Source organism: Pseudoxanthomonas sp. PXM01, assembly GCF_014851815.1.
Taxonomy (GTDB): domain Bacteria; phylum Pseudomonadota; class Gammaproteobacteria; order Xanthomonadales; family Xanthomonadaceae; genus Pseudoxanthomonas_A.
In genome coordinates this window covers 1,343,304-1,369,502 of sequence record NZ_JACVAJ010000002.1, presented here as the reverse complement: position 1 = coordinate 1,369,502, position 26,199 = coordinate 1,343,304, and the positions used below count along the sequence as shown (strand labels likewise).

The following is a 26,199-nucleotide window of genomic DNA, read 5'->3' as shown; positions in this document are numbered from 1 at the left end:
GGCGCCGCGGGACGGCGACTCCATCTCCCGCGAGCCGACCGGTACCGCCCATGACGCGCACCCGCATGATCCTGGCGATGATCCTGACCTACATGATCTTCGCCATGCTGTTGAACTCCGTGGGCACGGTGATCCTGCAGTCCATCCAAGGCTTCGGCATCAGCAAGACCGACGCCAGCCTGCTGGAGGCGTTCAAGGATCTGCCGATCGCGATCACCTCGTTCCTGATCGCCTCGTTCCTGCCGCGGCTCGGCTACCGCCGCGCGATGATGCTCGGCCTGCTGCTGGTCGCCGCCGCCTGCGCGGCGATGCCGCTGCTGCAGGCGTTCTGGGCGACCAAGCTGCTGTTCACCACGGTGGGCATCGCGTTCGCGCTGGTGAAGGTGTCGGTCTACTCCAGCATCGGGCTGCTGACCGACGGGCCCAAAGCGCACGCCGCGCTGACCAGCACGGTGGAAGGCTGGTTCATGGTCGGCATCCTCGGCAGCGCCTGGCTGTTCGCGGCCTTCATCAATCCCGACATGCCGGGCGATCCGGTCTGGCTCGACGTCTACTGGGTGCTGGCGGCGATGTGCGTCGCTGTCGTCGTGCTGCTGGCCACCTGCACGCTGGACGAGCGGGCGGCGCAGGATGGTCATGCCGCCAGTGAGTCGTTCATCGACATGTTCCGCCTGCTGGCGTTGCCGCTGGTGGTGGTGTTCCTGGTGTCGGCCTTCCTCTATGTGTTGATGGAGCAGGCGATCAACACCTGGCTGCCCACCTTCAACCGCGAAATCCTGCACCTGCCCACCACGCTCAGCGTGCAGGCGGCCAGCATCTTCGCCGGTTCGCTGGCGCTGGGACGGCTGGGCGGCGGCGTGCTGCTGCGGCGCGTTCCCTGGTTCTGGCTGCTGTCGGGCTGCGTGGTGGCGATGGCGGTGCTGGTGCTGCTGGCCCTGCCGCTGGCGGCGAACGTGCAGGCGCGTGAGGGCATGACGTGGTGGAATGCACCGGCCGCCGCGTACGTGTTCCCGATGATCGGCCTGCTGATGGCGCCGATCTATCCGGCGATCAACTCGGTGGTGCTCAGTGCGCTGCCGAAGTCGCGGCATGCGGCGATGACGGGCCTGATCGTGGTGTTCTCCGCGCTGGGCGGCACCACCGGTTCGTATGTCACCGGCCAGCTGTTCGCGCATTTCGACGGGTCGCGGGCGTTCTACCTGCTGCTGGCGCCGATGGCGATGCTGCTGGTGTCGATGGCGCTGCTGCAGCGCGCGGTGTCGAGGCGTCCGGGGGTTCCGCAGGCGGCGTGATGCACGCGCGTTGACGCCGCCTCGCCGGTGGGGTGGCGTATCGTGTCGGCCCCCGAACACGAGACGACGCATGAACGCGACCGGCGTGGCCCTGGCCCTCTTCATCGGCATGCTGTTGCCGCTGCAGGCACTGATCAACGCGTCGCTCGGTCGGCAGAGCTTCGGGCCGCTGTTCGCCTCGCTGTCGTCCTTCCTGGTCGGTACCGGCGTGCTGCTGGCGTGGTGGCTGCTGACACGGCCGGTGTTCGTGCCTGCCGCACTGGCCAAAGTGCCGTGGTGGGCCTGGACGGGCGGGGTGATCGGTGCGGTGTTCGTCGCTTCCGCGACATTGCTGGTGCCGCGATTGGGCGCGGCATCGCTGATCTGCCTGGTGGTCGCCGGGCAGCTGGTGGGTTCGGTGGTGCTGGACCACTACGGCGTGTTGCATGCACGGCAGCCGGTGGACGCCGTGCGCGTCGTCGGCCTGTTGCTGGTGGTCGCCGGTGCGCTGCTGGTGGTGAAGCCCTGGCAGTCCGCGGGCGGCTGAGGCATGGGTGATCTGCTGACCGGCCTGCCGCCGAGCGTCGGCGCGGAATGCCGCGTGCTGGTGCTGGGCTCGATGCCGGGCGATGCCTCTTTGCAGGCGGCCCACTACTACGCGCATCCCCGCAACCGGTTCTGGCCGCTGATGGCGGCATTGGGCGGATTTTCCGCGGACCTTCCGTACGAGGTTCGCATGCAGGCGTTGCATGACGCCGGTGTCGGCTTGTGGGATGTCCTCGGCCAGTGCGAACGTCGTGGCAGCCTGGATGCCCGCATCGTGCGCGGCAGCGAGGTCGCCAATCCGGTGGCCGACCTGCTGGTGGCGCATCGCAGCATCGTGGCGATCGCATTGAACGGCAGCAAGGCTGCGGAGTCGTTCCGTCGCCATGTCGAGCCACAGTTGCCGCAGGCGCATCGGCCGACCCTGTTGGCACTGCCCTCCACCAGTCCCGCCAATGCCGCCTTCCAGCACGCGCGACTGAGCGCAGCTTGGGACGCGATTGCGCCATTCCTGCGTACCCGCGGCTGACAATGCGGCGGCGTATCGTGCCGCGCGAGTGTCGAACCAAAGCGATACCACTGTGTCGGTCGCGGCCCGCAATGTCCCGCCATGGACAGCAAATAACACCAAGGAATGGTTGGCGCATCGCGCCGTGGCGGCCACAATAGGGGTTCCCCTCTTCACGCCCCCACCGGAGTAACGCCATGTCCGACATCAAGGAAGCCAAAGTCCCCGACATCGGTGACTACGACGGCGTACCGGTGATCGAGATCCTGGTGGCCGTGGGCGACACGGTGAAGAAGGACCAGGGCCTGGTGACGCTGGAGTCGGACAAGGCGACGATGGAAGTGCCGTCGCCGTTCGCCGGCGTGGTGAAGGAGATCAAGGTCAAGCTGGGCGACGAGATCGCCGAAGGCGCCGTCGTCGCGCTGATCGAAGCCAGCGAGGGCGCCGCCGAGACCAAGCCGGCCGCCGCCGCGCCGGCCCCGACGCCCGCCGCCGAGACCGGCGCGAAGGTCGAACCGGTCGCCGTGGCGCCGACGCCGGACAAGATCGCCCAGCGCGAGATCGCGCAAGAGCGCGCCGCCCCGGCCGTCGCACCCGCCGCCTCGCGCGTGCTGGACGACAAGCCGGGTATCGATCCCGAAGCGTCGCCGCCGCGTACCCCGCCGGTCGAGTTCAATGCGGACCGCGTGCTGCCGGAGAAGGTCGCCTACGCCAGCCCCGCGGTGCGCCTGTTCGCGCGCGAACTGGGTGTGGACCTCCATCAGGTGACGGGCACCGAGCGCGGTGGCCGCATCAGCAAGGAAGACGTGCAGAAGTACGTCAAGGGCGCGCTGGCGGGCGGCGTGGCCGCGCCTGCCGCAGCGGGCGCACCGGCAGCCGCCGGTGGCGGCCTGAACCTGCTGCCGTGGCCGAAGGTGGACTTCAGCAAGTTCGGCGAGACCGAAGTCGTCCAGCTGTCGCGCATCAAGAAGATTTCCGGCGCCAACCTCGCGCGCAACTGGGCGATGATCCCGCACGTCACCCAGCACGACCACGCCGACATCACCGACCTGGAAGCGCTGCGCGTGGCGTTGAACAAGGAAAACGAGAAGGCCGGCATCAAGCTGACCATGCTCGCCTTCCTGATGAAGGCCAGCGTCTCGGCGCTGAAGAAGTTCCCCGATTTCAATGCGTCGCTCGACGCCAGCGGCGAGAACCTCACGCTGAAGAAGTATTTCCACGTCGGCTTCGCCGCCGACACGCCGAACGGCCTGGTCGTGCCGGTGATCCGCGACGTCGACAAGAAGGGCGTCAACGAGATCGCACAGGAAAGCGGCGAACTGGCGAAGAAGGCGCGCGAAGGCAAGCTGGGTCCGGCCGAGATGTCGGGCGGCTGCTTCTCGATTTCCTCGCTGGGCGGCATCGGTGGCGTGGCGTTCACGCCCATCGTCAATGCACCGGAAGTCGCCATCCTCGGCGTGTCCAAGTCGTCGATCCAGCCGGTCTGGGACGGCAAGCAGTTCCAGCCGCGCCTGATGCTGCCGCTGTCGCTGAGCTACGACCACCGCGTGATCGACGGCGCCGCCGCCGCGCGCTTCACCGCCTATCTCGCCCAGCTGCTCGGCGACATGCGCCGCGTGCTGCTGTAAGGAGACCGAGACCATGGCGAACACGATCGAAGTCAAAGTCCCCGACATCGGCGATTACAGCGATGTGCCGGTCATCGAAATCCTGGTCGCTGTCGGCGACACGGTGAAGAAGGACCAGGGCCTGGTGACGCTGGAATCCGACAAGGCCACGCTGGAAGTGCCGTCCTCGGCCGCCGGCGTGGTGAAGGAACTCAAGGTCAAGCTGGGCGACGCGCTGTCCGAGGGCAGCGTGGTGGCCGTGCTGGAAGCCGAAGGCGCTGCGGCGTCCGCACCGGCATCGGCCGCGCCGGCGGCTCCCGCCGCGCCCGCGCCGACACCTGCTGCTGCTCCCGCGCCTGTCGCGGCAGCGCCGGCTGCACCTGCGGCGGCCGGTGGCGGTGGCCTGATCGAAGCCAAGGTCCCCGACATCGGCGACTACGACGGCGTGCCGGTCATCGAGATCCTGGTCGCCGTGGGCGACACGGTGAAGAAGGACCAGGGCCTGGTGACGCTGGAGTCCGACAAGGCGACGATGGAAGTGCCGTCGCCCGCCGCCGGCGTGGTGAAGGAAATCAAGGTCAAGCTCGGCGACGAGTTGGCCGAAGGCAGCCTGGTCGCGATCCTGGAAGGTGAGGGCGCTGCGGCGGCGCCGGCCAAGGCTGCGCCGGTGGCCCCGTCCCCGGCGCCTGCCGCACCGGCGACCTCGGCACCGAAGCCGGCGCTGGGTACCGGCAAGCCCGCCGACATCGAGTGCCGCATCGTCGTCATCGGTTCCGGTCCCGGTGGTTACACCGCCGCGTTCCGCGCCGCCGACCTCGGCCTGGATACCGTGCTGATCGAGCGTTACGAAACGCTCGGCGGCGTCTGCCTCAATGTCGGCTGCATTCCGTCGAAGGCGCTGCTGCACGCGGCGGCGCTGATCGAGGAAGCCTCGCACTCCGAGGACATCGGCATCAGCTTCGGCAAGCCGAAGATCGACATCGACAAGCTGCGCGGCTTCAAGCAGGACAAGGTGGTCGGCCAGTTCACCAAGGGTCTGGCCGGCATGGCCAAGCAGCGCAAGGTGCGCACGGTCACCGGTGTGGCGAAGTTCGTCTCGCCGAACGAGCTGGAGATCGTCGGCAGCGACGGCAAGACGCAGCTGCTGCGCTTCGAGCAGTGCATCATCGCCGCCGGTTCGCAGGCGGTGAAGCTGCCGAATTTCCCGTGGGACGACCCGCGCGTGATGGATTCCACCGACGCGCTGCAGCTGGCCGACGTGCCGAAGAAGCTGCTCGTCGTCGGTGGCGGCATCATCGGCCTGGAGATGGCGACGGTGTATCGCGCGCTGGGCGCTGAGGTCACCGTGGTCGAGTTCATGGACCAGCTGATGCCGGGCGCCGACAAGGACCTGGTGAAGCCGCTCGCCGACCGCCTGAAGAAGCAGGGCGTGGCCGTGCACCTGAAGACCAAGGCCGCCAAGGTGGAGGCCTCGAAGAAGGGCATCACCGTCGGCTTCGAAAGCGCGACCGAAGGCCAGAAGCCGGAGCTCGAGTCGGGCACGTGGGATCGCGTACTGGTCGCCGTGGGCCGCTCGCCGAACGGCGGCAAGCTCGATGCCGACAAGGCCGGCGTCACCGTCACCGATCGCGGCTTCGTGCCGGTCGATGCGCAGATGCGCACCAACGTGCCGCACATCTTCGCCATTGGCGACCTGGTCGGCCAGCCGATGCTGGCGCACAAGGCGACGCACGAGGGCAAGCTGGCGGCGGAAGTCGCGGCCGGCGAGAAGAAGGAATGGGTCGCCCGCGTGATCCCGTCGGTGGCCTACACCGATCCGGAGATCGCGTGGGTTGGCGTGACCGAAACCGAGGCCAAGGCCAAGGGCCTGAAGATCGGCGTGGGCAAGTTCCCGTGGGTGGCGTCCGCGCGCGCGGTCGGTATCGGTCGCGGCGAGGGTTCGACCAAGCTGATCTTCGACGAGCACACCCACCGCATCATCGGTGCCGGCATCGTCGGTGTGCATGCGGGTGACCTGATCAGCGAACTCGCGCTGGCCATCGAGATGGGCGCGGAGGCCGGCGACATCGGCGCGACCATCCATCCGCACCCGACGCTCAGCGAATCGGTGGCGATGGCGGCCGAAGTCTACGAAGGCACCATCACCGATCTGTATATCCCGAAGAAGAAGTGATCCGTCTGCTGGCCCGCGTCTGGTTGGCGGGGGCCTTGTTGGCCTCCAGCGCTGCCGCGCTGGCGTGTACCTGTGGCCCGGTGGGCTCGCGTGACCTTGATGATCTGGCGGCGCGGAATGCCTACGTCGCGTTGGTCCGGGTTTCCGCTGTTGAACTGGTGCGAGAGTCCGCTCTGCGCGACTTTCTTGGCGACACTCCCTCGTCGGCCAGGTTGTACGGAATCCCGTATCAAATCGGGGGAGCCGTTGCTCGTTATGTCCTGGTGGAGCAGATCAAGGGCAAGGCGCTCGTAGGGATTCCCCGGTTGGAATACGAGTTGGCAACCGGTTGCACGAGGGGCGTCGCGGCGGGAGATTTCCTGCTGCTGTTCTGGGATCAGCCGGGCACGGTGCTTAAGCCGACGGCATGCGAGTCGCGGATCGTGAATCTGGGGGCGTACCTGGGCTTCGATCACCTGCTGTTGGCAGGCCTGCGCGAAAACGTCGCGTCAGGTCGCCCCATGCATCCCTGTGACTTGGATTCGGGGCCGTCTTCCGACGATGCGACATGCATCCAGCGCAGACGTCAGTCCCGGGCGTTGGACAAGGCCCAGGGCAATCCGTAGAACAGACGCTCTATTCGTACTCTTTCGTTATGTGATTCAGGCGGGCAAGGGCATCGCTTTCGCCGCGCGCCGCGCCTCGATCCGCTTCCACACCTTTTCATGGAAGTGGAAGACCACCGTATTGGTGGCCGGCTCGATCAGTGCCAGCGCGCCACCGACCAGCAGGCTGCCGGTAAACAGGTAGCCCAAGGTGAAGGCCACCGCGAAATGCAGGATGGCGAAGCTCAGGGTCTTGTTCACGGCGGGGCTCCAGATGAGAACTGGTCTCAAGTATGGGCGCCCCGCGTGTGTCGTCCAATGAAACGTTCTGCTCGGGTCGATAGTCAATGTCTATCGATCAGAAGCGGAACGTCACGCCCGCCATCGGCCCATGCACCTTGAACTGTCCGGTCACCTTGCCCGCGACATCGACCGTGCCGACACCCGATTCGGGCGGCGCATCGAACGAGCCGGTGTAATCGTTGCTGAGCTTCAGACGGAACCAGTCATAGCCCACGTGAATGCCCAGGCGCTCGGTGACCAGGTACTCGACCAGCAGGCCGCCGCGTTCGAAGTGGCCGCGCTCGTCCACGAAGTCGCCCCAGCGGGTATCCAGGTACTGCGCCTGCGCCTCGACCCGGAGTCGCGGGGTCGGCGCCCAGCTCACCCGCGTATGCAGGTTGGGCGAGGTGCCGTCCTTCTTCCAGCGGAACGACTCCCACTGCGGGTCGACGTCGCCGGTGCCCGTGCTGGTGCCGGTGCCGCGGGCTTCCAGCACGGCGTGGGTGACGCCGGCGCCGAGGCCCCACTGGAACCGCGGCGTGTCCACGACCGCGAACTCGTAATTGAGGCTGGCCAGCTCGAAGCTGAGGCGGCCATCGATGTCCACCGCCGGGACTTCCACCGGCTCGCCGGGGATGTCGACCTCGTTGAAGAGGTTGCCGGGATCGATCCAGTCGCCGTCGAAGTTCCAGGACTGGTTGCGGCGGTAGTCGTAATAGTTCAGGCGCAGCGACTGCCGCGGAGTCATGTTGAAGGCGAACTCGCCGCGCGGCCGCCAGCGCCCGTCCGAGTCGATGCCGCCGGAGGCCGACAGGTCTTCCGTCTGCTCCCCATCGGTGGCGACACCCGTGCCGTCGAGGCGGATGTTGGCTTCGGGATTGAAAGCCGACAGACGGACTTCGAAGCGGGCGTCATCGGCGAAATCCTGCGCGAAGGCGGCGCCTGCGAGGCAGGTCAGCGGCAGGCAGGCGAGGACCGCAGCGAAGACGGGCGTGCGGTGGGGGCGAGGGCGGTTCATGGGCGCTCCATGCGTCGAGGGGGGAACCCAACCCTCACGGCACGGGGGTCGTCATGGAGTGAATTGGATGAACGACGAAGGCCTGGATCCGCCTGCCTGCGCGATCCGGACGCCACAAAAAGTGAAGCCCCGGGGGCAGCCGGGGCTTCGTGGAAGGCCTGTGGCGGAGCATCGGACGAGGAAGTTGAGCAGCAGGCCTTGAAGGGACTGACAGGCGGTTTCCGGCAAAGTTCCGAAAAATTTCCGGGAAAATTCTGAATAGGGAAACGGTTACACCCAGACAGGGCAGGGGCTGCGGCCCGATCGTGCCCGGAGGCCAGCTTTCGACCTTTGGCGGTTGTCCCGGAAATTGTCCCGCTGCTATACTTTTGCGGCTCGGCGAGGCGCATTACCGCCTCGTACCCCGCCAATTCCGTAGGGCTTTCGTGTGCTGAATTCCGTCGCTGCGGGTCGGCGGCTGGTGTTGCGCGCCGCTGTCTGGCAGACGGGGGCGGTACTGCTGGTCGCGCTGCTGTTCCTGCTGTGGGGCGTGCCCCAGGCGGTTGCGGCGGCCGTCGGAGGGTTGGCGATCGTGGTTGGCGCACTGCTGGCGGCCTGGATGGCCTTCGGCGGTGGTGTCCTCGGGGCGGTCTCGGCGGTATTGAGGCTGGTCGCGGGGATGGTGGTGAAGTGGGTCGTGGTGATTGGCGTGCTGGTGATGGGCGCGGGGCTGTACAAGTTGCCCCCGCTGCCGTTGCTGGCAGGCGTGATCACCGGACTGGTGGCACAGGTGCTGGTCGCGACCGGCAAGCAGCGATAACCCAATCTAGACGAAAGGTTTCCGACTCATGGCGGGCGAAGCTCTCACTCCCACCAGCTACATCCAGCACCACCTTAAGAACCTCACGGCCCAGGTGGGCGGTGAAGGTCCGTTCTGGACGATCAACGTCGACACCTTCGTGACCGCCGTGCTGATGGGCCTGGTCATCGTGTTCGCCTTCTGGATGGCGACCCGCAGGCCGACCGCCGGCGTGCCGGGCAAGTGGCAGGCCTTCGTCGAGATCATGCTCGAGTTCGTCGACAAGCAGGCCCGAGACACCTACCACGGGACCAGCAAGCTGGTGACGCCGATCGCGATCACCATCTTCTTCTGGATCCTGATGATGAACCTGCTGAAGATGATTCCGGCAGACTTCATCGCCAAGCCGCTCGAACTGATGGGCGTGCACTACTGGAAGCCGGTCCCGACCGCCGACGTCAACGCCACTCTCGGCATGTCGATCAGCGTGTTCTTCCTGATGCTGGTTTTCGCGTTCCGCTCGAAGGGCCTGGGCGGCTTCGCGCACGAATTCCTGACGGCGCCGTTCGGCAAGTGGATGATGCCGTTCAACCTGATCCTCAACATCGTCGAATGGGTCAGCAAGCCCATCTCGCTGGCGATGCGACTGTTCGGCAACATGTTCGGCGGCGAGATCGTCTTCCTGCTGATCTGGGTGCTGGGCGGCGCGGGCATCGTGGGCATGCTCGGCGGCGCCGCGTTCGGCCTCGGCTGGATGCTGTTCCACCTGCTCGTCATCCCGCTGCAGGCCTTCATCTTCATGATGCTGTCGATCGTTTACCTGAGCCTGTCGGAAGACAGCCACTGAGTTTCCGCTTCACCGTTTCGCCTTTTACCATCCACCTTCAAGTACTTAAGTTCCGGAGATCACCATGGAAAGCATCCTCACCAACCTCGCCCAGGTCCAGGCTTCGACCGCCCTCGCCATCGGCATCATGATCGGCCTGGCCGCGCTGGGCGCCGGTCTGGGTCTGGCCATCATGGCCGGCAAGTTCCTGGAATCGGCTGCCCGTCAGCCGGAACTGATCCCGGTCCTGCAGGTGCGCATGTTCATCACCGCCGGCCTGATCGACGCCGCGTTCATCATCTCGGTCGCCGTCGGCCTGCTGTTCGCCTTCGCCAGCCCGTTCATCACGATCTTCACCGAGCAGCTGGCCAAGCTGGCGGGCTGATCCGTCGCGTGCACGCCTGATCGTGGGCCCTTCGTCCACGATCAGTCATCAGGCGTAGCTGGGCCGGCGCGTTGAGCGCGGGCCCTTCATCACCGGCAGGTTTACGATGAATATCAATCTCACTCTGTTCGCCCAGGCGCTGGCCTTCGCCGGTCTGATCTGGATCATTGCGACCAAAATCTGGCCGCCGCTGCTGGCTGCCATCGAAGAACGCCAGCAGAAGATCGCGGAAGGTCTCGCTGCGGCCGACCGCAGCCAGAAGGATCTGGCGCAGGCCCAGGAAAAGGTCAACGAGGCGTTGAAGGAAGCTCGCGTCAAGGCCAACGAGATCATCGACCAGGCCCACGCGCGCGCCAATCAGATCGTCGACGCGGCCAAGAACGAAGCGATCACCGAAGCCAACCGCCAGAAGGCGCTGGCCGAAGCCGAGATCGACGCCGCCGCCACGCGTGCCCGTGAGGATCTGCGCAAGCAGGTGTCCGCGCTGGCCGTCAGTGGTGCCGAGAAGCTGCTGAAGCGCGAGATCGATGCCAACGCCCACAAGGCGCTGCTAGACGAACTCGCTGCCGAAATCTGATCCGGACGATCTGATCGATGAGCCAGGCCCTTACCGTCGCCCGTCCCTACGCCCGCGCCGCTTTCGCGACCGCGCAAGGCGAAGGTGCTCTCGCTGCCTGGTCGCAGGCGCTGGGTTTCGCCGCGCATGCCGCGGCGGACCCGCGCGTGGCCGCGCTGCTGCCCAACCCGCGCCTGCTGCCCGCCGAAGCGGTGACGCTGCTGGCGCCGGAAGGCGCGAGCGAGTCGTTCTCGCGTTTCCTCGCCGTGCTTGCCGACGCGCGTCGCCTGGCGCAGCTGCCGGAGATCGCGGGCCTGTTCGAGGAGCTGCGGGCCGAGGCCGAGCACATCGTGAAGGCCAAGGTCACCTCGGCGACGGCGCTGCCGTCCGCCGAGCTCGACCAGATCAAGGTCGCGCTGAAGAAGCGTTTCGGCCGCGAGGTCGAGGTCGAGACGGCGGTCGACGCATCGCTGATCGGCGGCGCCGTGATCGATGCCGGCAGCGTGGTGATCGACGGCTCGCTGAAGGGCAAGCTGGCGCGCCTGCAGTCCGCGTTGACGCACTGAATTCCCATTGAACCGCCGCGCGCAAGCCGGCACACAGGACTTACCCATGGCTACCACGCTCAACCCCTCTGAAATCAGCGACCTGATCAAGACCCGCATCGAGAAGGTCAAGCTGGCCGCGGAGTCGCGCAACGAAGGCACGGTCACCTCCGTGTCGGACGGCATCGTGCGCATCTTCGGCCTGGCCGACGTCATGCAGGGCGAAATGATCGAGCTGCCCAACAGCACCTACGCACTGGCGCTGAACCTGGAGCGCGACTCGGTGGGCGCCGTGGTCCTGGGCGACTACGAGCACCTGCGCGAAGGCGACGTGGCCAAGACCACCGGCCGCATCCTGGAAGTGCCGGTCGGTCCGGAAATGCTCGGCCGCGTGGTGAACGCGCTGGGTGAGCCGATCGACGGCAAGGGCCCGCTGGGCACCTCGCTGACCGCGCCGGTGGAGCGCGTGGCCCCGGGCGTGATCTGGCGCAAGTCGGTCGACCAGCCGGTGCAGACCGGTTACAAGACCGTCGACGCCATGATCCCGATCGGCCGTGGCCAGCGCGAGCTGATCATCGGCGACCGCCAGACCGGCAAGACCGCGCTGGCGATCGACGCCGTGATCAACCAGAAGGGCACCGGCATCAAGTGCGTGTACGTCGCGATCGGCCAGAAGGCTTCGACCGTCGCCAACATCGTGCGCAAGCTGGAAGAGAACGGCGCGCTGGCCCACACCGTGGTCGTCGCCGCCACCGCCTCCGAGTCGGCCGCGATGCAGTACATCAGCGCCTACTCCGGCTGCACCATGGGCGAGTACTTCATGGACCGCGGCCAGGACGCCCTGATCGTGTACGACGACCTGTCCAAGCAGGCCGTGGCCTACCGCCAGATCTCGCTGCTGCTGAAGCGTCCGCCGGGCCGCGAAGCCTATCCGGGCGACGTGTTCTACCTGCACTCCCGTCTGCTCGAGCGCGCTGCCCGTGTCTCCGAGGAGTACGTGGAGAAGTTCACCGAGGGCAAGGTCACCGGCAAGACCGGCTCGCTGACGGCGCTGCCGGTCATCGAAACGCAGGCCGGCGACGTGTCCGCGTTCGTGCCGACCAACGTGATCTCGATCACCGACGGCCAGATCTTCCTGGAAACCGACCTGTTCAACGCCGGCATCCGTCCGGCCGTGAACGCCGGTATCTCGGTGTCGCGCGTCGGTGGCGCCGCCCAGACCAAGATCATCAAGAAGCTCTCGGGCGGCATCCGCATCGCGCTCGCCCAGTACCGTGAGCTGGCCGCGTTCGCGCAGTTCGCCTCGGACCTGGACGAAGCCACCCGCAAGCAGCTGGAGCGCGGCCAGCGCGTCACCGAGCTGATGAAGCAGAAGCAGTACGCGCCGATGTCGATCGCGCTGCAGGCGCTGTCCATCTACGCCGTCAACGAAGGCTACCTGGACGACGTGCCGGTCAACAAGGTCCTGGCGTTCGAAGAGGCGCTGCACGCGCACTTCACCAACACCCAGGGCGCGCTGGTCGACACGATCAACAGCACCGGCAACTGGAACGACGAGATCGAAGGTACCTTCAAGAAGGGCATCTCCGAGTTCAAGCAGACCGGTACCTGGTAATACGACGTGTAGAGCGGAGCTTGCTCCGCTGATCGGACACAAAGCGGAGCAAGCTCCGCTCTACGGGAAGAAGAGATGGCAGGCGGACGCGAAATCAAAACCAAGATCAAGAGCGTGCAGAACACCCGCAAGGTGACGCGCGCGCTCGAGATGGTCTCTGCCTCCAAGATCCGCAAGGCGCAGGAGCGCATGAAGACCTCGCGCCCGTACGCGCGCGCGATGAAGCAGGTGATCGGCCACCTGGCCCAGGCCAACACCGATTACCAGCATCCCTTCATGGTGGAGCGCAAGGACGTCAAGCGCGTCGGCTTCATCATCGTGTCGTCCGACCGCGGCCTGGCCGGCGGCCTGAACAACAACCTGTTCCGCAAGATGCTGGGCGAGATCCGCCAGTGGAACGAGAAGGGCGTCGAGGTCGACGTGGTCACCATCGGCCAGAAGGCCTCGGTGTACTTCCGTCGGGTCAAGGTCAACATGCTGGCCAGCGTGTCGCACCTGGGCGATGCGCCCAAGCTCGACCAGCTGATCGGCGTGATCAAGGTGATGCTGGACGCCTATACCGAAGGCAATCTGGACCGCGTGTTCGTCGTCTACAACGACTTCGTCAACACGATGACCCAGCGTGCGGCGTTCGACCAGCTGCTGCCGCTGCCGGCGTCGGAGACGCAGGTCGCGCACCACGACTGGGACTACATCTACGAACCTGATGCCGAGACCGTGCTCGACCACGTGATCACGCGCTACATCGAGTCGCTGGTGTACCAGGCCGTCCTGGAGAACATCGCGTCCGAGCACGCGGCGCGCATGGTGGCCATGAAGGCCGCCAGCGACAACGCCAACAAGCTCATCGGTACCCTGCAGCTGGTCTACAACAAGGCCCGCCAGGCGGCGATCACCCAGGAAATTTCCGAAATCGTCGGCGGCGCGGCGGCAGTCTGACGCGCTTCGTCACAAGAATTCATCTAGAGGAATGCAGCAATGAGTCAGGGCAAGATCGTTCAGATCATCGGCGCGGTGGTTGACGTCGAATTCGCGCGCAACGAAGTGCCGAAGGTGTACGACGCGCTGAAGGTGGAAAACACCGCCATCACGCTCGAAGTGCAGCAGCAGCTCGGCGACGGCGTCGTGCGCACCATCGCCCTCGGTTCCACCGACGGCCTGAAGCGCAACCTGGTCGCCGTGAACACCGATCGCGCCATCTCGGTGCCGGTCGGCGCGGGCACGCTGGGCCGCATCATGGACGTGCTGGGCAACCCGATCGACGAAGCCGGCCCGGTGCAGGCGTCCGACCATTGGGAAATCCACCGCGCCGCCCCGTCGTACGAGGACCAGTCCTCGGCCAACGACCTGCTGGAAACCGGCATCAAGGTCATCGACCTGATGTGCCCGTTCGCCAAGGGCGGCAAGGTCGGCCTGTTCGGCGGCGCCGGCGTCGGCAAGACCGTCAACATGATGGAACTGATCAACAACATCGCCAAGGCGCACTCGGGTCTGTCCGTGTTCGCCGGCGTGGGCGAGCGTACCCGCGAGGGCAACGACTTCTACCACGAGATGAAGGACTCCAACGTCCTCGACAAGGTCGCGATGGTGTACGGCCAGATGAACGAGCCGCCGGGCAACCGCCTGCGCGTCGCGCTGACCGGCCTGACCATGGCCGAGTACTTCCGCGACGAGAAGGACGCGTCCGGCAAGGGCAAGGACGTGCTGCTGTTCGTCGACAACATCTACCGCTACACGCTGGCCGGTACCGAAGTGTCGGCACTGCTCGGCCGCATGCCTTCGGCCGTGGGCTACCAGCCGACGCTGGCCGAGGAAATGGGCGTGCTGCAGGAGCGCATCACGTCGACCAAGACCGGTTCGATCACCTCGATCCAGGCCGTGTACGTGCCCGCGGACGACCTGACCGACCCGTCGCCGGCCACCACGTTCGCCCACCTGGACGCGACCGTCGTGCTGAGCCGTAACATCGCTTCGCTGGGTATCTACCCGGCCGTGGATCCGCTCGACTCGACCAGCCGCCAGCTGGACCCGAACGTCATCGGCCACGAGCACTACGACACCGCGCGCCGCGTGCAGGCCACGCTGCAGAAGTACAAGGAACTGAAGGACATCATCGCCATCCTCGGCATGGACGAACTGTCCGAAGAAGACAAGCAGGCCGTGTCGCGCGCCCGCAAGATCGAGCGCTTCTTCAGCCAGCCGTTCCACGTGGCGGAAGTGTTCACCGGCTCGCCGGGCAAGTACGTCTCGCTGAAGGACACGATCCGCGGCTTCAAGGCCATCGTCGACGGTGAGTACGACCACCTGCCGGAGCAGGCGTTCTACATGGTCGGCGGCATCGAAGAAGCGGTCGAGAAGGCCAAGAAGCTCGCCGAGAAGGCGTAAGCGACGCGCGGCGGGCCCGTCCCGCCATCGCGTGAACGTCCGGCGGGCTTCGGCCCGCCCCACGAGCCAAAGAGAGTTCCATGAGCACCATCCGTTGCGACATCGTCAGCGCCGAGCAGGAGATCTTCCACGGTGAAGCCACCCTGGTCGTCGCCACCGGCGAGCTGGGCGAACTCGGCATCGCGCCGAAGCACGCGCCGCTGATCACCCGCCTGAAGCCGGGCAAGGTGGTGGTGACGCTGGCCTCCGGCGAGCAGCTGGACTTCGCCATCTCCGGCGGCATCCTTGAGGTGCAGCCGCAGGTCGTCACCGTGCTGGCCGACACCGCGATCCGCGCGCAGGACATCGACGAAGCCTCGGTCCGCAAGGCCAAGGAAGAAGCCGAGCGCATCCTGTCCAAGCAGGATCCGAAGATGAGCGTGGAAGAAGCCCAGGCCCAGCTGGCGATGAGCATCGCCCAGCTCAGCGCGCTGGAGCGCCTGCGCAAGAACCTCAAGCACTGAGGTCGATCGCCATCGCGTCATCGGAACGCCGGCCTCGTGCCGGCGTTTTCGTTTCCACCGTCAGCGGTACACCACGTGCCGCCACAGGAAGAATGCGACCACGGCGAGCGCACCTTCCACCAGCGGCTTGGCCAGCCACGCATGCGCGAGCCCCAGCGTCCCGGCGACCCAGGTCACCGCCAGCGTGCTGACGACGGTCAACGGGATCCAGACCAGCAGGAACTTGCCGAAGCGCCACCAGCCCAGTCGCGCGTCGCCCGCCTGCGCGAACGTCACCCGCCCGTTCAACCAGAAGCCCAGCAAGGCGCCGCCGATGCGGCCGGCGAGGTTGGCGGGTGCCGCCGCGATGCCCAGCACGGTCAGCGCGACGAACAGCAGCCAGTCCAACAGCAGTTGCAGCAGGCCGACCACGACGTAGCTGCCGCCTTGGCGGAACAAGGTGTGGCGAGGGGGGGGGAGGGTCATGGCCGCATGTTACCTGCGGTCCTCCGTTCTGGTGGCACGATCCCGCTGCGATCTGCGTTCAAGAAGGGACTTGTTACCATGCGGTCTCTTCGCGCCACGCACTTACTCAGGGAAGTCCAGATGAAGCCACTGCACGTCGTGATCCTCGCCGCCGGCGAAGGCAAGCGCATGAAGTCCGCGCTGCCCAAGGTGCTGCAGCCCATCGCCGGACGGCCGATGCTCGGGCACGTGATCGATGCGGCGCGCGCGCTGGCGCCGGCCGGCGTGCATGTGGTGTACGGGCACGGCGGCGATCAGGTGCAGGCGGCGCTCGCCGACCAGGGCGACCTGCACTGGGCGCATCAGGCGCAGCAGCTGGGTACCGGCCATGCGGTGGCGCAGGCGATGCCGGAGATTCCCGACGGTGCACGTGTGCTGGTGCTGTACGGCGACGTGCCGCTGACCCGCAGTGAGACGTTGCAGCGCTTGCTGGACGCACCCGGGCGGCTGGCGGTGCTGGTCGCCGAGCCGGTCGATCCCACCGGATACGGACGCATCGTGCGCGACGAAGCGGGCCGTGTGGCGGCGATCGTCGAACACAAGGATGCGGACGAGGAACAGCGCCGCATCCGTACCATCAACACCGGCATCATCGCCGCAGACGGCAGCGCGCTGAAGGGCTGGCTGGCGCGCCTGTCCAACGAGAACGCGCAGGGCGAGTACTACCTGACCGACGTGTTCGCGATGGCGGCGGAGGAATTCACGCCGGCCGAAATGGTGCTGGTCGGTGAACCGATCGAGGCCGAAGGCGCGAACGATCCCTGGCAGCTGTCGCAGCTCGAGCGCGCCTACCAGCTGCGTGCCGCGCGCGCGTTGTGCACGCAGGGCGCACGCCTGATCGATCCCGCGCGTTTCGACCAGCGCGGTACCGTCAAGGTCGGTCGCGACGTGCAGATCGATGTGGACGTGGTGCTGGAAGGCGAGATCGAACTGGGCGACGGCGTCATCGTCGGTCCGTTCTCGCGTCTCAAGGACGTGAAGCTGGGCGCCGGCACGCAGGTGCGTGCGCACTGCGATCTCGAGGGCGTCGTCAGCGAAGGCGCTGCATTGATCGGCCCGTATGCGCGCCTGCGTCCCGGTACGCAGCTGGCCGACGGCGTGCACGTCGGCAACTTCGTCGAGACGAAGAACGCGCGCATCGGCGTCGGCAGCAAGGCCAACCACCTGACCTATCTCGGCGACACCGTGATCGGCAGCGGCACCAACATCGGCGCCGGCACCATCACCTGCAACTACGACGGTGTGAACAAGTTCGTGACGACGATCGGCGACCGCGTCTTCGTTGGCTCCAACTCCTCGCTGGTCGCGCCGGTGACGCTGGCCGATGGCGCGACCATCGGCGCAGGCTCGGTGATCTCGAAGAATGCGCCGGCCGATACGCTCACCGTCGCGCGTGCGCGTCAGGTCAGCATCGAAGGCTGGCGGCGGCCAGTGAAGAAGCCGAAGTGATGCGGGGCGGGCCTTGGCCCGCCACACTTTCCGGATCTAATCGGATCGGATCGACGGCGGCGGGCCAAGGCCCGCCCTACGCGGTCTCCGGTAGCTGTATCGACACGCACAAGCCGCCGCCTTCGCGGTTGTGCAGCGACAACCGCCCGCCGTGGGCCTCGATGATCTCGCGGGTCAGCGCGAGGCCCAGCCCGGTGCCGTTGCGCTTGGTCGAATAGAACGGTACCAGCGCGTTCTGCAGCACCGATTCGTTCATGCCGGTGCCGCGGTCCATCACCTCGATGCGCAGCCAGCCGGGCAGGCGGGTCAGGCGCACCGACACGCCGTCGGCCGTCGTGCCCGATTCGTGCGCATTCTTGAGCAGGTTGAGCAGCGCCTGCTCCAGCTGCGCGATGTCGATGCGGCCATCGATCTCGGTCTCCGTCATGTTCAGCTCGAAGCCGATCTGCCGCTGCAGGCCTTCGAAGAACGCGCGCCAGTGCACCGTCTGCAGTTGCGGCGAAGGCAGCTTGGCGAAGCGGGCATAACCGCGGATGAAACCTTCCAGGTGGCGTGCGCGGTCCTCGATGGTGCCGAAGACCTCTTCCAGCCGCTCATGGCGCCCACGGCGCACCAGCTCCGCGCCAGAATGCGCGAGCGACGCCACCGGTGCGAGCGAATTGTTGAGTTCGTGGCTGATCACGCGGATGACCTTCTTCCACGTCATCACTTCCTGCCGCCGCAGCTCGCTGGTCAGCAGGCGCAGCAGCAACAGCTCATGCGGACGCCCGTTGAGGCGGAAGCTGCGACGCGCGAGGTGGTACACCTGTTCCTCGCCGTCTTCCTCTTCGCTGCCGATGGCGAACAGGCTGTCGCCACCGCGAGCGAGCGCTTCGCGCATCTCGACCGGGGCGGATCCGATCAACGCTTCGTAGTCCTGGCCTTCGAGTTTCCAGCCGCTGTGCAGCAGCTTGCGCGCCGCCACGTTGGCGAAGATCACCCGGCGGACGCCGTCGCCGCCGGGCGCGACCAGCAGCATGGCGACCGGGGTGTTCTGCACCATGGTGTCGAGCAGCAGTTCGCGCTGGACCAGGCTCAGGCGCTGCTCGCGCAATACCTCGCCGAGCGCAGAGTGCGCCTGCACCAGTTCGGCGAGTTCGTCGTGGCCGCGCCAGTGGATACCGAAGTTGTATTCGCCGTCGCGATAGCTGTTGACGCTGCCGGCCAACGCGCGGAACAGCGAATGGGTGCTGCGCAGGCCGCGTCGGATCGCCCACATCGCCAGTGGCAGGACCACGATGACCGATACCAGTGCGGCCACCACATCGTCGCCGATCCAGTGCGACAGCAGGATCGGCAACACCACCGCCAGCGCCAGCAGGGGCAGCAGCCAGGACAGCACGCGGCCGGCGAGCGAACGACGGATCATGGCGCCTTGATGCCGAACCGTTCCATGCGCCGGTACAGCGCCTGCCGGCTCATGCCGAGATCGGCGGCGGCCTGCGCGATGACGCCACCGGCACGCGCGATGGCGGTTTCGATGTCGGCACGTTCCGGCTCCGCGACGGCCGCACTGCGCACCGGTGCGGGACGCGGCAGGTTGAGGTCGGCGGCCTCGATGCGGTCGCCCATCGCCAGCAGCCCGGCGCGCTGGATGACGTTGCGCAGCTCGCGCACGTTACCCGGCCAGGCGTGGCGCAGCAGCGCGGCGCGCGCGCTTTCGGCCAGCGGCTTGTCGGCGGGGCGGAAGCGTTCGGCCAGCGGCAGGATGTCGCCGGGACGCTCGGCCAGCGGCGGCAGCGCGAGTTCGATCGCGTTGAGGCGGTAGTAGAGGTCTTCGCGGAAGCTGCCGTCGCGGATCATCGCGGGCAGGTCGGCGTTGGTCGCGCTGATCACGCGCACGGTGACATGCCGTTCGCGATTGGAGCCTAGGCGCTCGAAGCGCCCGGTCTCCAGCACGCGCAACAGCTTCATCTGCCCGGTCAGCGGCAGGTTGCCGATCTCGTCGAGGAACAGCGTGCCGCCATCGGCCGCTTCGAACTTGCCCTCGCGCGCCTTGTTGGCGCCGGTGTAGGCGCCGGCATCGGCACCGAACAGTTCGGCTTCGATCAGTTCCGATGGCAGCGCGCCGCAGTTGAGCGTGACGAAGGCGCCCGACCTGACGCTGGAGTTGGCCTGGATGATCTCGGCGATCTTTTCCTTGCCCGCACCGTTCGGGCCGGTGATCAGCACCGGCAGGTCGGAGCGTGCGACCTGACAGGCGAGTGCGATCACGCGCTCGCTGGCCGGATCCTCGAACACCAGGTTGCGCAGGTCGTACTTGCTGGAGAGCTGGTCGCGGCCACGACGCTCGCGGCTGCGGCGACGCTCGAGTTCGCTACGCGCCTCGGCGAGTTCCAGCAATGTGTTGACCGTGGCGAGCAGCTTGCGGTCGTCCCACGGTTTGGCGACGTAGTCGGCGGCACCGGCCTTCACCAGGTTCACCGCAACCTCGAGATGCGTCCACGCGGTCAGCAGGATCACCGGCATGTCCGGCCACTGTGCGCGGATGTCGGCGAAGAGCTGCTCGCCTTCCGCGCCCGACGTGGTGTCCTGGGTGAAGTTCATGTCCTGGATGACCAGGTCGATGTGCTGCTCACGCAGCAGCGTCAGCCCGGCCGCGGGCGACTCCGCGTGCAACGTATCGATGTCGTGCAGCGAAAAGAGGACTTCCAGTGCCGTACTGACGGCCAGGTTGTCGTCGATGACGAGGATGGTGGGCATGCGCTATAGCCTAACCGAAGGGCTGCGGCTGACGAGATGCGGGGGGATGCGTCGCGTCAGGCGGACAGGCCACGCGGCAGCGGACTGCACGGCCACGATGGTCCACAGGGCGATGGCCGCGAGCGATGCCGCCGACGGTGCGGACGGACTCCACGTCGGCAGCAGTGGTGGCAGCGCCCAGGCCGCACACGCCATACCGAGGACCGACGCGATGGCAGCGAGGAGCAGGTATTCGCAGCGCAGCCGGCGCGCCAACTGCAGGGCGGTCGCGCCAAAGGCACGGCGCAGGCTGAACTCCTGGGTGTGCTCCTGGATCCAGCGATGGCCACCCAGCGTCAGCATGCCCAGGGTCAGCAGCCACCAGGCGGCGCACACCGCCAGCGATGCGCGGGCGCGGTGCAGGACGTCCTGCGAGGCGCGCTCGCGCAAGGTGGACATGGCCTCTGGTGTGGGGATGACGGCGCCGGCATACGCTTCTTTCAGGGCCGCGCGCATGCGTACCGACACGACGTCGGCGGTGCCGGCGTAGCGGACGAGGAAGTGGGCTTCATCGGCGCGCGTCATGCGGACAGGCAGCACGAGGGCGGTACCGTCGCGGCGATGCGCACTGGCGGGCAGCGGGATCCGGTCGATCACGCCGATGACGTGCAGCCGTTTGCCCGGCAACATCTGCAATGTCCGGCCCAGTGGGTCGGCGGCGCCGTACAGGCGCCGGGCAAGCGCGGCCGAGAGGATGACGGGCGCCGGGTCCGCGTGCAGACGCTGCTGGTCACCCGTGTAGTCCTGGTAGTCCGTTGTCGCGAATGCGCGGCCGCGTGAGAGCGCGATGCCGAGCGTGGCGAAGAAGCGCTCGTCCGCCAGATACGTCGAAACCAGCGGGCGCGATGCGTGATCCTCGTCTGCCCACACGTGGACGCTCCATGCGCTGTTGCCGTAGGGCGCCTGGTTGGTCGCGGCCGCTGTCTGCACGCCGGGGACGGTACGCAGCACCCGCAGGACGTCGGCGGTCTCGACGTGGTTGCCGGCCGCCGTCTGCAGCCACGGCACGAGCAGCAGATGTGTCTCGTCGATGCCGCTGGGGCTGGTGCGCGCTGCTTGCGATGCCTCCATGGCCTGCCACGCGTGCAGGCACAGCACCACGCCGATCGCCAGCTGCAGGGCGAGCAGCCAAGTGCCCGCGCGCGGCCGGCCCAGCAGCAGGAACGGGGAAGACGGCATCGGCCTCTCCGATGGACCATGCACGCCCGATGGCGTGCATGGTGGCGGACGGACGGGGAACGGTCAGGCGGTGCGCGTCGCCACGGCCGGCGGCACCGACGCGGCCTTGCGCGCCGGTCCGTACACGGCGACCTGGCCGAGCAGCCACAGCAGCACGGCGCCCACGGGCAGGTACAGCAGCGGCAGGCGCGGCAGTTCGTACTTGCCCATCAGCAACTGGTTGATGCCGTAGGCCAGGATCATGCCGATGACGATGCCGATGGTCGCCAGCAGGAAGTTCTCGGTCTGGAAGTAGCGCAGGATCTGTCCCTTCGTCGCACCCAGCGCACGGCGGATGCCGATCTGCTTGGTCCGCTGCTGCACCCAGAAGCTGGCCAGGCCGACGATGCCCAGCGCGGTGACGATCAGCAGCGAGACGATCACGGTGAGCAACAGCCACGCCATCGCGCGGTCGCCCTGGTAGTACTTGTCCATAATCTCGGTGAACGTGCCTTCGCGCAGAATCAGCCGGCGTGCGCTGTTCTTCTCCAGCGTGGCGATGGCCGCCTTCTGCACTTCGGCACGACGCTCGGGCGTGGTACGCAGCACGAACGTCCCCATGGTGATGTCCTTCGCCGGCAGGATCATCGTGTAGCCGGCTTCCGCGGGACCGCCGTTGTCGTTGGTGCGGATCAGGCGCTCGACCACGCCGACCACGCGGTGCGGCACGTTGTCGGCATTCCACGAGATGATGTTCTTGCCGATCGCGCTCTCACCCGGAAACAGCTTGTTCGCCAGTTCCCGGCTGATGATCACGGACGGCATCATGACCTTCGCGTTCTGCTTGTTCATCTCCGTCCAGTTGGAGTACTCGTCCGCCGTGAAGTCGCGACCTTCGGCCAACCGCAGGCCCAGCGTGTCGATCACCGCATCGCCCAGGTAGACGTTCGCCTGCGCGGAGGGGCGCTCCTGGTTCGGTACCAGCTGGATCGAGGTGTTCCACGAGGAGTTGTCGAACGGCACGTGGTTGATGCTGCCGGCAGCCTTTACGCCGGGCAGTGCACGCAGGCTGGCGACGTCCTGCTTCACCAGCGCGTCGGCATCGGGGTTCTCGCCGAGGTTGCCCATGCTGATGCGCACGATCTCCTCGTTGGCCAGGCCGGTGGGACGGTCGATGCGCTCCAGTCGCTGGGTGATCAGGAAGACCGCGTTGCAGATGATGGCGCACGACAGCGCCACTTCCAGCACGATCAGCGCGGCGGCCGTCTTGTGGCGGGCCAGGGTGGAAAGAATGGGACGGATGTCCATGACGTGCCTCTTGGATGGATGGGTCACTGGCTCTTGAGCTGGATGGCGGGCGTCACCTGCATCGCGCGCCAGGCGGGCAGCATCCCGGCGAGCAGGCTGGCGACGATCGCCAGCGCGAAGGTGGCCAGCAGCATCTTCAGGTCCATGTGGGCCAGGTCGGCATACCCTGCCGGCTGCTGGCGGACCGCCAGCAGGCCCAGCCAGGCCAGCACCAGCCCCAGCACGCCGCCGACCAGGCCGACCGTACCGGCCTCGACCAGGCATTGCGCGAAGATCGCCTTGCGCGTCGCGCCCAGTGCGCGCCGCACGCCGATCTGCGAGGAGCGTCCGAGGAACTTCGCCAGCAGCAGGCCCACCGTGTTGAGCAGGCAGACGGCCAGGAAGCCGAACGCCAGCCACACCTGCAGGCGCACGTCGCCGGGCACCGCGCCCTGCTTGTCGAGCCACTGCATCACGCTGTGCAGGTCCACGTTGTTGGGACGCTCGAAGCGGCCCGCCGCGCGCTGCTGGTCGGAATAGTTCGCCAGGTATTGCTTGTAGGCTTCGACTTTCGCCGGCGTGCCCAGCTCGACCCAGTACTGCAGCCATGAGCACGGCGCATTGGGGCCGCGCGACCCTTCTTCTTCCCCGCTGGAGTCACCCCAGCAGTTCATGTTGCCCTGGGTGCCCATCTTCACGTTGAGGGCGGTCCAGAACGGCACGAACAGTTGCTCCACTTCGGTGAAGCGGTCCTGCGTCATGTCGTAGAACTTCGGCGCGGGGCGCCACTCCTCCAGCACGCCGATGATGCGGAACGTGGCGCCGGAGGCCTTGAGGTCGCGACCCACGCTGTTGGCGCCGCCGAACAGCTTGTCGTTGAGGGCCTTCGAAATGACGGCGACACGCGCGCGCGATTCGTCGTCCGCCGCCGACCAGCCGTTGCCGTAGCGGAACGGCACATCGAACATCGGGAAGAAGTCCGCGGTGGTGTAGCGTGCATCGACCCGGAACGGCTCGATCTTGCCGTCTTCGGATTCGACCGACGACGCGCCGCCGCTCATCAGCGCCTGGCGGTCGCCCTTCTTGTCGCGCAACAGGCGCTCGGCGTCGAAGCGGGTGAACTGGTCTTCCGGCTCTTCGCCGGGGGTGAAGCCGTTCATCGAGCGCGGGTCGATCCGCGGGTAGAAGAGCTTGTCGCTCTTCTGCGGGATCGGATCGCCGGATAGCACGTAGAACACGGTCAGCGTGGTCATGCTGGCGCCGATGCCGAGCGCGATGGCCAGCACCATCAGGAAGGTCAGCGCCTTGTTGCGCTTGAAGCTGCGCAGCGCGAGGGAGAAGTAGTAGCCGAACATGGCGGGGTCCTCAGGCGGAGGCGTTGGCTTCGGCGGCGTGCGCCGCGCGGATCAGCGCGGGCTCCACCGACAGGTCGGTGGCCATGCCGTCGACGATGTGCACGTTGCGCTGCGCGCGCGCGGCCAGTTCAGGGTCGTGCGTGACCATGATGATGGTCGTGCCCTGGCGGTTGATCTCCTCCATCAGCTCCATCACGCCGCGCGCCATCTGCGAGTCCAGGTTGCCGGTCGGTTCGTCCGCCAGCAGCAGGCGCGGGCTGCCGGCGAGCGCGCGCGCGATCGCGGTGCGCTGCTGCTGGCCGCCCGACAGTTCGGCCGGGAAGTGCTTCATGCGCGAGCCCAGGCCCACGCGCGCCAGCGCATCTTCGATGCGCTGCTTACGTTCGGCCGCCGGCATGCCGCGGTAGCGCAACGGGACATCGACGTTGTCGAACAGGTTCAGGTCGGGGATCAGGTTGAAGCCCTGGAAGATGAAGCCGATCTTCTGGTTGCGCAGGCGCGAGCGCGCGTCGTCGCCGAGATGGCTGACGTCCTGGCCGTCGAGCAGGAACTGGCCGCCAGTGAAGGTCTCCAGCAGGCCGGCGATGTTGAGGAACGTGGTCTTGCCGGAGCCCGACGGACCGGTGACGGCGACGAACTCGCCCTCGCGGACATGCAGGTCGAGCGAACGCAGCGCATGCGTTTCCACCTGTTCGGTGCGGTAGACCTTGGCGACTTGGCGCATCTCAAGCATGGCGGGTTCCTTCTTCGGGTTCTGGCGTGGAATGGAAAGGCGGGGGGAGGGAGCGGGGGAGGATCAGTTGATCGAGACGCGTTCGGCGTCGCCGAACAGGTCGCTGCCGGAGACGACGACCTTGTCGCCGGGCTGCAGGCCGCCGAGCACTTCGATACTGCTCAGGCTGCTGACACCCAGCTGGACGGGACGGCGCACGGCGGAGCTGCCGTCCATGACGTAGGCGTACCGGCCACCACCCTGCTCGAGGAACGGGCCGCGTTCGACCATCAGCACGTTGCGGCGCGTGTCCATCAGGATGCGTGCGGACAGGCGCTGGTTCTGGCGCAGGCCGGGCGGCTGCTTGTCGGAGAAGCGCAGGCGGGTGACGACTTCGCCGCCCACCACTTCCGGCGACACCGCGGAGATCTCGCCGGCGTACGGCTGGCCGGCGCTGGTCAGCGTGGCCGGCATGCCGATGGCGAGGTCGCGCGCGAAGCTCTCCGGCACCTTGATCTCGACTTCGAACACCGACAGGTCGACCACGCTCAGCACCGGCGCGTTGATCGCCACGTTCGAACGCTGCACCGCCTGCACCTGGCCGACCTGGCCATCGAACGGTGCGCGCAGCGTCAGCGCGTCGACCTGGCGCTGCACTTCCGCGACCACCGCGCGCTGGCGGTCGGCGAGCAGTTGCTTGTTGCGAGCGTCGAGGCCGGCGCCCTGGCCCTGCAGGCCGGCATCCTTCTGCGCGTGGGACAGCGCGATCTCGCTCTTGCGCAGGTTGTCCTGCGCTTCCAGCACGTCGACCTGCGGCACGGCGCCGCCATCGTAGCCACGCTGGTAGCGCTGCAACGTGCGCTCGGCCGCCTGACGTTCGATACCGGCCTGGTCCAGCGCCTTCTGCGCGTTGGCACGGGTGACGCTGGCGTCCAGCATCGCGCGGCTCGCCTCGGCCTCCAGGCCGGCGAGCGTGGTCTGTTCCTGCGCCAGCTTGCTGCGCAGTTCGGGGCTGTCGATCTCGGCCAGCGGCTGGCCCTTGCTGACCTTGTCGCCGGCCACGACCTTCAGTGTGACCACGCCGCCGGCGATGGCGTACAGGGTCGGGCTGTTGGCGGCGATGACGCGACCGTCCGCGGCGATGTCACGGACCAGGTCGCCACGGGTGACCTCGGCGATGCGCAGGCGGGTGCCGTCGATCGAGGCCGTGCCGGCCAGCCAGCCGCGCGCGGCGAACACGATGCCGGCCAGCAGCAGGGCGCCGCCGGCGGCGGGCCAGATCCAGCGGCGCCAGGCCGGACGGGTCTGCGAGGAGCTGAGCACTCGGTCTTGCGCGGAGGTGTCCCGAATCATCGGTGGCATGCGTTCTTGAGA

26 protein-coding genes are annotated in these 26,199 nt (G+C 67.1%); 16 read left to right on the top strand and 10 right to left on the bottom strand.

The window, feature by feature from the left end; all coding sequences use genetic code 11:
- Positions 1-50 precede the first annotated feature (50 nt).
- From IB230_RS15855 to IB230_RS15830, 6 genes are all read left to right on the top strand, one after another.
- A complete protein-coding gene (locus IB230_RS15855) occupies positions 51-1,292 on the top strand; it encodes an MFS transporter (protein ID WP_192273745.1) in 1,242 nt (413 codons plus the stop codon).
- A gap of 70 nt (positions 1,293-1,362) precedes the next feature.
- A complete protein-coding gene (locus IB230_RS15850) occupies positions 1,363-1,818 on the top strand; it encodes a DMT family transporter (protein ID WP_192273744.1) in 456 nt (151 codons plus the stop codon).
- 3 nt (positions 1,819-1,821) lie between these two features.
- Entirely contained in the window at positions 1,822-2,343 is a 522-nt protein-coding gene (locus IB230_RS15845; RefSeq protein WP_192273743.1) for a DNA-deoxyinosine glycosylase, read from the top strand.
- Positions 2,344-2,519: 176 nt separating this feature from the next.
- Complete coding sequence (locus IB230_RS15840) at positions 2,520-3,950, top strand: dihydrolipoyllysine-residue acetyltransferase (protein WP_192273742.1); 1,431 nt, start codon at positions 2,520-2,522, stop codon at positions 3,948-3,950.
- 13 nt (positions 3,951-3,963) lie between these two features.
- Complete coding sequence (gene lpdA, locus IB230_RS15835) at positions 3,964-6,102, top strand: dihydrolipoyl dehydrogenase (RefSeq protein ID WP_192273741.1); 2,139 nt, start codon at positions 3,964-3,966, stop codon at positions 6,100-6,102.
- Positions 6,099-6,707, top strand: coding sequence for a hypothetical protein (locus IB230_RS15830; RefSeq protein WP_192273740.1), 609 nt, complete (start codon positions 6,099-6,101; stop codon positions 6,705-6,707). Before lpdA ends, IB230_RS15830 begins: the two co-directional genes overlap by 4 nt.
- 36 nt (positions 6,708-6,743) lie before the next feature.
- Here the strand turns inward: IB230_RS15830 and IB230_RS15825 are convergent, their stop codons facing one another.
- Both IB230_RS15825 and IB230_RS15820 read right to left on the bottom strand, forming a co-directional pair.
- A complete protein-coding gene (locus IB230_RS15825; RefSeq protein WP_192273739.1) occupies positions 6,744-6,947 on the bottom strand; it encodes a DUF2061 domain-containing protein in 204 nt (67 codons plus the stop codon).
- Between the two features lie 97 nt (positions 6,948-7,044).
- Positions 7,045-7,986, bottom strand: a complete 942-nt coding sequence (locus tag IB230_RS15820; protein WP_192273738.1) for a hypothetical protein — start codon at positions 7,984-7,986, stop codon at positions 7,045-7,047.
- 427 nt (positions 7,987-8,413) lie between these two features.
- Between IB230_RS15820 and IB230_RS15815 the strand changes: the two genes are divergently transcribed.
- The 9 genes from IB230_RS15815 to IB230_RS15775 all read left to right on the top strand — a co-directional run bounded on the left by IB230_RS15815 (position 8,414) and on the right by IB230_RS15775 (position 15,579).
- Positions 8,414-8,785, top strand: coding sequence for a hypothetical protein (locus IB230_RS15815; protein ID WP_192273737.1), 372 nt, complete (start codon positions 8,414-8,416; stop codon positions 8,783-8,785).
- A gap of 28 nt (positions 8,786-8,813) precedes the next feature.
- On the top strand, positions 8,814-9,611 hold the full coding sequence (gene atpB / locus IB230_RS15810) for a F0F1 ATP synthase subunit A (protein ID WP_192273736.1): 798 nt from the start codon (positions 8,814-8,816) through the stop codon (positions 9,609-9,611).
- 64 nt (positions 9,612-9,675) lie between these two features.
- The gene (atpE, locus tag IB230_RS15805; RefSeq protein ID WP_055939490.1) at positions 9,676-9,975 is read left to right on the top strand and encodes a F0F1 ATP synthase subunit C; all 300 of its coding nucleotides are present in this window, start codon (positions 9,676-9,678) and stop codon (positions 9,973-9,975) included.
- A gap of 106 nt (positions 9,976-10,081) precedes the next feature.
- Positions 10,082-10,552, top strand: coding sequence for a F0F1 ATP synthase subunit B (locus IB230_RS15800; RefSeq protein ID WP_192273735.1), 471 nt, complete (start codon positions 10,082-10,084; stop codon positions 10,550-10,552).
- A gap of 17 nt (positions 10,553-10,569) precedes the next feature.
- Positions 10,570-11,097: a F0F1 ATP synthase subunit delta gene (locus IB230_RS15795; protein ID WP_192273734.1), complete on the top strand. Its 528-nt coding sequence runs from the start codon at positions 10,570-10,572 to the stop codon at positions 11,095-11,097.
- A 46-nt stretch (positions 11,098-11,143) separates the two neighbouring features.
- Positions 11,144-12,691, top strand: coding sequence for a F0F1 ATP synthase subunit alpha (gene atpA / locus IB230_RS15790; protein WP_192273733.1), 1,548 nt, complete (start codon positions 11,144-11,146; stop codon positions 12,689-12,691).
- Positions 12,692-12,766: 75 nt separating this feature from the next.
- Positions 12,767-13,630 carry a F0F1 ATP synthase subunit gamma gene (gene atpG, locus IB230_RS15785; protein ID WP_192273732.1) on the top strand — a complete coding sequence of 288 codons (864 nt, stop codon included), beginning with the start codon at positions 12,767-12,769 and terminating at the stop codon, positions 13,628-13,630.
- A gap of 39 nt (positions 13,631-13,669) precedes the next feature.
- The gene (gene atpD, locus IB230_RS15780) at positions 13,670-15,076 is read left to right on the top strand and encodes a F0F1 ATP synthase subunit beta (protein ID WP_192273731.1); all 1,407 of its coding nucleotides are present in this window, start codon (positions 13,670-13,672) and stop codon (positions 15,074-15,076) included.
- 80 nt (positions 15,077-15,156) lie between these two features.
- Positions 15,157-15,579: a F0F1 ATP synthase subunit epsilon gene (locus tag IB230_RS15775; protein ID WP_062357065.1), complete on the top strand. Its 423-nt coding sequence runs from the start codon at positions 15,157-15,159 to the stop codon at positions 15,577-15,579.
- Positions 15,580-15,639: 60 nt separating this feature from the next.
- On the opposite strand, the gene IB230_RS15770 is transcribed toward IB230_RS15775, so the two are convergent.
- Positions 15,640-16,044, bottom strand: a complete 405-nt coding sequence (locus tag IB230_RS15770; protein WP_192273730.1) for a GtrA family protein — start codon at positions 16,042-16,044, stop codon at positions 15,640-15,642.
- 120 nt (positions 16,045-16,164) lie between these two features.
- Between IB230_RS15770 and glmU the strand changes: the two genes are divergently transcribed.
- The gene (glmU, locus tag IB230_RS15765; RefSeq protein WP_192273729.1) at positions 16,165-17,532 is read left to right on the top strand and encodes a bifunctional UDP-N-acetylglucosamine diphosphorylase/glucosamine-1-phosphate N-acetyltransferase GlmU; all 1,368 of its coding nucleotides are present in this window, start codon (positions 16,165-16,167) and stop codon (positions 17,530-17,532) included.
- Positions 17,533-17,608: 76 nt separating this feature from the next.
- Here the strand turns inward: glmU and IB230_RS15760 are convergent, their stop codons facing one another.
- From IB230_RS15760 to IB230_RS15730, 7 genes are all read right to left on the bottom strand, one after another.
- Entirely contained in the window at positions 17,609-18,940 is a 1,332-nt protein-coding gene (locus IB230_RS15760; RefSeq protein WP_192273728.1) for a sensor histidine kinase, read from the bottom strand.
- The gene (locus IB230_RS15755; RefSeq protein WP_192273727.1) at positions 18,937-20,274 is read right to left on the bottom strand and encodes a sigma-54 dependent transcriptional regulator; all 1,338 of its coding nucleotides are present in this window, start codon (positions 20,272-20,274) and stop codon (positions 18,937-18,939) included. Before IB230_RS15755 ends, IB230_RS15760 begins: the two co-directional genes overlap by 4 nt.
- A gap of 3 nt (positions 20,275-20,277) precedes the next feature.
- On the bottom strand, positions 20,278-21,492 hold the full coding sequence (locus IB230_RS15750) for an ABC transporter permease (protein ID WP_192273726.1): 1,215 nt from the start codon (positions 21,490-21,492) through the stop codon (positions 20,278-20,280).
- A gap of 63 nt (positions 21,493-21,555) precedes the next feature.
- The gene (locus IB230_RS15745; protein ID WP_192273725.1) at positions 21,556-22,779 is read right to left on the bottom strand and encodes an FtsX-like permease family protein; all 1,224 of its coding nucleotides are present in this window, start codon (positions 22,777-22,779) and stop codon (positions 21,556-21,558) included.
- Between the two features lie 23 nt (positions 22,780-22,802).
- Complete coding sequence (locus IB230_RS15740; protein ID WP_192273724.1) at positions 22,803-24,113, bottom strand: ABC transporter permease; 1,311 nt, start codon at positions 24,111-24,113, stop codon at positions 22,803-22,805.
- A gap of 10 nt (positions 24,114-24,123) precedes the next feature.
- Positions 24,124-24,846 (bottom strand): ABC transporter ATP-binding protein, encoded by a 723-nt coding sequence (locus tag IB230_RS15735; protein ID WP_062357085.1) that lies wholly within the window; start codon positions 24,844-24,846, stop codon positions 24,124-24,126.
- A gap of 63 nt (positions 24,847-24,909) precedes the next feature.
- A complete protein-coding gene (locus tag IB230_RS15730) occupies positions 24,910-26,178 on the bottom strand; it encodes an efflux RND transporter periplasmic adaptor subunit (RefSeq protein ID WP_192273723.1) in 1,269 nt (422 codons plus the stop codon).
- Positions 26,179-26,199 lie beyond the last annotated feature (21 nt).